The 4,450-nt window shown below is 64.7% G+C and carries 3 protein-coding genes and 2 pseudogenes; 1 reads left to right on the top strand and 4 read right to left on the bottom strand.

The genetic code is table 11. The features are described from left to right. Positions 1–138: 138 nt before the first annotated feature. The 4 genes and pseudogenes from AB0M45_RS33715 to AB0M45_RS33700 form a co-directional block, all read right to left on the bottom strand. A pseudogene (locus tag AB0M45_RS33715) lies at positions 139–321 on the bottom strand (SDR family oxidoreductase); the annotation flags it as partial. A 70-nt stretch (positions 322–391) separates the two neighbouring features. Continuing rightward, a pseudogene (locus tag AB0M45_RS33710) lies at positions 392–478 on the bottom strand (hypothetical protein); the annotation flags it as partial. Positions 479–945: 467 nt separating this feature from the next. Then, positions 946–2,148, bottom strand: coding sequence for an MFS transporter (locus AB0M45_RS33705; protein WP_364337524.1), 1,203 nt, complete (start codon positions 2,146–2,148; stop codon positions 946–948). Between the two features lie 300 nt (positions 2,149–2,448). Then, complete coding sequence (locus AB0M45_RS33700; protein ID WP_364337522.1) at positions 2,449–2,835, bottom strand: hypothetical protein; 387 nt, start codon at positions 2,833–2,835, stop codon at positions 2,449–2,451. A 330-nt stretch (positions 2,836–3,165) separates the two neighbouring features. Here AB0M45_RS33700 and AB0M45_RS33695 point away from each other — a divergent pair, with 330 nt between their 5' ends. Beyond that, positions 3,166–4,131, top strand: a complete 966-nt coding sequence (locus tag AB0M45_RS33695; protein WP_364337520.1) for a hypothetical protein — start codon at positions 3,166–3,168, stop codon at positions 4,129–4,131. The last annotated feature ends 319 nt before the right edge of the window (positions 4,132–4,450 follow it).

Genomic DNA, 4,450 nt, shown 5'->3' with positions numbered 1-4,450 from the left:
GGTCCAGAAAGGCGTAGGGCCGGATACCCATTTCAGCAAGTTGCCGGATGGGGGAGTACTTCGGTCCAGGCGGAAGCGAACTCGGCACGGTCATCCCGTCCAACTCTTCAGGAATCGGCGCGTCCGGGCGGGCGCGGTTCAGTGATGGAACTCTCCGCCGTTGACGTCGAGGCAGGCGCCGGTGATGGCTCGGGCCATATCCGAGGCGAGGAGTACCACAGCGTCGGCGATCTCGTCCGGCTCGGGAAACTTGCGCGGATCGAGACCTGCCGCGATCTCGTCGTATACCTGTTCCGGCGAGACGCCGCGCTCCTTCGCCAGAGTTCCGGTCGGATTTGATGGTGTTGCCGTGATGGATTCGTTCGGGTGGCGCACCGGTCCGCAGCGCCTGTGCGATCTCCTGCGGGCTGGCGGCGTCGAAGCCCGCGCCCCGTGCGGCCAGGCTGGCGAGGACCTCGTCCACTGAGCACGCTTTCATCGCGAAGCGGACCGAGGTGCCGGGCAATTCCCGCAATAGTGTCGCGTAACGTGCCGCGATCCCATTGATGTCGTAGACGATCAGATCCTCGGTGGCAGCCACCAGGGCGGCGCGGATCGCTGCGGTTTGCGAGATTCGACGGTCTCTTGAGTTTATCGGCGCTACGCGTGGCATCAACTAGCTCGAATTCTCAAAAGCATGTAAAAGACCATTGGTGGTTCCGATTTCGTGATAACGCGGCTCTATGGCGTGACGGTATCCAGAGCGTGATGCAAAGACAGTGGCGCAAGTTGCTAACTGACTCGAATAAATGAACGAGGTGGAAACTATGAGAAACATGCGAAGGCCGACGCCGCCTGCCACATGTTCGGAGCCTAGAACCGCTAGTCGGCTCACCACCGATACCGTGCGGTGGTGAGCCGATCGGCCCCGATCGGCAATCGCGGCGCGGATCAGATCGTGCTGCATCACAGGGGCGTCGACATGGGTGATCGGCGGATGAATCCGAGCACCGTGAGCGCGGTGAGCGCGACCAGCGCCAGGCCGTATTCCCGTGCGATGAGCAGCGGGACATCGTGGCGGGTTAACAGATAACCGGCGACGACCGCAGGCGCACCGAATCCCAGATAGCAACAGCTGTACAGCACCGAGAGCACACCGGCCCGGTTGTGCGGCTCGGCGTGCGGGACCACGATGCGAATTCCACCTTGGAAACCGCCGCCGAAACCTACGCCCGCCGCAAGGGTGCCGAAGTAGAAGGCAGTGATCGAACCCGCGTCGATGGCGGCCAAGGTCAGCACGAGCCCGATAATGAGCGCGACGATGCCGATGCCGAACATCGTCTCCGGTGTGACCTTGCGGAGCAGGAGAACCGTGCCCGCGCCGGTGGCTGTCAGCAGGAACATGGGCGAGGCGGCCAGCAGCGCGGAGGTGGAGCCGGTCAGCGAGGAAATCAGGGTGGGCCCGAGTGAACCGTAGAAACCGGCGAGTGCCCAGGTGGCTACGACGACCGGTATCGCGGTGAGGAGGGGCTGCCGAACGGAAGTCGGCAGACTGAAGCTGGGTCGAAGCGAGGCCAAGGCGCCGGGCCGGCGTGAACCGGTCTCCCGCATCACGAGCACACCGAGTAGTTGGGCGGCGAAAACCGCGATGAGAATCAGGTAGATCGTTTGCATGGGTTGCGGGAAATGCTGCACCGCCAGAGCTGAGGCCACGAGCCCGGTCGCGCAGCCGAGCGTCGGCACCACGGCGTTGGTGAGCGCGCCGCGGTCCCGATCGATATCGAGCAGCGTCGCCCCCACCGCGCTCAGGATCGCGCCGGTCGCCAATCCCTGTATGGTTCGGGCCGCCAGGAGCTCGGCCAGGCCTTGCGCGGTTGCGAAGACGGTCATCGCCAGGATCTGCGCTGATACCGCCGCGATCAGCACCGGCCGTCGACCCACATGATCGGACAACGTGCCGACGGTCAGTAGGGCAAGCAGAACGGATAAGGCGTAGGTGCCGAACACGACAGTCACGGTGACCGGTGTGAAGCCCCAGATCGCCTGGTAGATGGGATAGATCGGCGTCGGTGCGCTGGTGGATGCGAGTGCGGAAACTACCAGCGATGCCGCGAGCGCGAAGGTGTGGCCCGATGCGACCTGCTCGCGCGGTTCGACCGGCAGTAGCAATCGATTAGTACCCCCACGCACACTCCATCGATGTATGCCCGGATGTGTATCAACAAGGTATCGCACAGTACTTTCCGTTCCCGCTGTCGATGTGCTCGGATTGCGGGTCGTTCCCGGCGATAGGGTAAAATTCTACGGTAGGTCGGCCCGACGGATTGATCATGCGCCGCCGTTACCGAATTTTCGGTTCAGATCCCCAGTTTTTACCGTCGGTTGATGTTTGCGCGGAAGGCGCACGATCTGCTTCTAAGCAGATTGCCGTTCCCAGGGCTGGAAGCTGTACTCGGCCGGATAGACGGATCAGGAGATGCCAGGCGCCGAGGTCTGGATCAGCGCCGCGAAGTCGGTGCGCCGCCAGTCGACGTAAGCCCCGACCGTGCACAGGCCGGCGGCGGGGTTGCCGACGGGGGAGACGCTCAGATCGAGCACCAGCCCCACTGTGAAGGCGTGGCGCTCGAGACCCTTGGTATCGACACCGCGGCGGTTGTCCAGCACCAGATGCAGGGTGGCCGCGTTCGCCCCCCACTCGTTGCGGACGCAGCCGGCTATCCAGATCGCCTGTCGTGCGGCGGTTTCCGATGCTGCCGCTGCGGTTCGCGGGTTCGTGTCGAATGGCTCGCGACAGATCACGTGTCCGTCGGCGCGGCACACCGTATATGTCGTGCGGGTGGCTGCCGTCCACAGCATTATGTGCGGTCCGTGCGCGGCTAGTGTCCTGAAGCTGGAATCTTTGGTGCGGTGCGACATTGCCATCGCACATTACGACCCCGGATAAGCAACTTCACGGGCACTATTCCCAGGAGTGGGTTTACCGGAGTGAGCCCATCATCGGTGAGGGTATTCAGCAGTAATGTGATCCGTCACGCTCCGCGTCGAAAGACTTCTTCTTGAATATGAGCCAGCCGCAGCGCACGTGGCAGGTGCACGGCACCGTCGACGCCACCCGATCGTCGGGCGACCCCACCGGGCCGCTACCGCCCCGGCTGCACTGGGTCCTACGTTCTGCCGGTATATGCGATGTGCCGCACCGCTTTTCACGAGGTAACGCTGATTTCACTCGTCGCCTACACCGATGGGTTCAGCATTCAGATCCGGGTGCGGTATCCGGTCGGTGCCGGCGCTACGCCGGATCCCGGCCCCTCTCAGATCACCCTCGCGAAGATCCACGCCATCGCGGTCGAGGCGAGCGATGACCTGGGCAACGAGTATCGGTGCCGACTCCGGATGGCCGGCGCCGCCGGACCCGGGGGCGACTGGCAGGCCTATGGAGACATAGAGTGCGATCCCGTGATCGCGCCGGATGCGAACGCGATCATCGCGCGATTGTCGCTGCCGCTCGGCCGCACCGACCGGCCGGAAGTGCTGCACGGCGAGATAAAGCTGATGCCCATGCTCGGGGAGATACCTGCGGCGGCCGCCGCGCGGCTGGCCCGAGTGCCCATCCCGGACCGTCCGGTCGAACGCCCCGATCTGCGCCCCGTAGCCGCGGCGGATTTGCTGCGCAACGCCGAATTGCACGGCGTCTCCGCGTTCACCAGGTCCGCGCGTCGTAACGGCGTGACACTGCGGCTGATATCGATGGAGCACTACGACAGAGGGTCGCATCTGCGGCTGGTGGTAGAGCTCGACGACGACCATCCCGAGGCGATCGCGCATCGCACCGCCGACCCGGCCACACGAGACTCACTGGCCTGGATCCTGAATGCCGACTGTCTGCACCTCACAGACGATCTGGGCAATCGGTATCCGCTCGCGGTGACCGATGTGCGTGGCGATCGGGTCCGGCGCACCGTGTCGGTTACCTCCGCGCTGCCCGTCCCCGACGAACCGTTGGCTCTTCGGCTCGACGCTCATGAGATCGTCTGGTGCAGGCTGGGTTCGGACGGCTCCATGCGGGGCGGCGAACGGATCACCGCCGACCCGGGGGCCGTTCACGCTGATGTTCCCGCTGTTTGCCGTGCCCCCGCATTCGTCGTGAGGTAGCCGCCCGGCCGGACTCCCACTGGTGGCAATAATCGCACCGTCTCGCGACCGCCGCCGGGGTCGTTCTTTCGCGTCGAGCAGGGCCACGCCGTCGCCGCTTGATCCGCGTGTCCAGGTCCTGGTGGAGTTGCCGAGCCCGAACCACGACGCGGCAGCGATGGGCGCTGCGGTAGCGGTGTCCCTGGTTGTAGAGCACGGTCAGGGTGCGTGCGACCGTGGTGGAGTTGCCAGGGCTGCGACGGAATTCACCCGGGGACCATCCGGCAGCCGAACGTCGCACCGGTAGCGGGGGCGATGAAGGTGTGGTCGGTTGAGGATG

It is taken from the genome of Nocardia sp. NPDC051787, from assembly GCF_040681325.1.
Lineage (GTDB): Bacteria > Actinomycetota > Actinomycetes > Mycobacteriales > Mycobacteriaceae > Nocardia.
This window is presented reverse-complemented; position numbering and strand designations above follow the sequence as displayed.